At 41.4% G+C, this 237-nt stretch carries 1 rRNA gene; it reads right to left on the bottom strand.

The window, feature by feature from the left end:
- Positions 1-75 precede the first annotated feature (75 nt).
- Positions 76-237: ribosomal RNA gene (locus KVT36_RS32170) — 23S ribosomal RNA — on the bottom strand; the annotation flags it as partial.

Raw genomic sequence — 237 nt, forward strand, 5'->3', positions numbered from 1 at the left:
CTTTTTGCTTTCAGCTTTCGCCTTTCAGCCTCAATAATTTACATATTGGGAAGTTGTACAGAGATGTATCAAAATAAAATTAAAGCTTACGGGCAATTAGTACTACTCGGCTGCGTTGTTACCACCCTTACACCTGTAGCCTATCAACGTCACAGTCTCTGACGGCCCTTAAAAGTAAACTCTTCTTGAGGTTGGTTTCACGCTTAGATGCTTTCAGCGTTTATCCATGCCGTACAT

Origin of the sequence: Chitinophaga sp. GbtcB8, from assembly GCF_019091455.1 — a bacterium.
In the GTDB taxonomy this organism is placed as follows: Bacteria; Bacteroidota; Bacteroidia; order Chitinophagales; family Chitinophagaceae; genus Chitinophaga.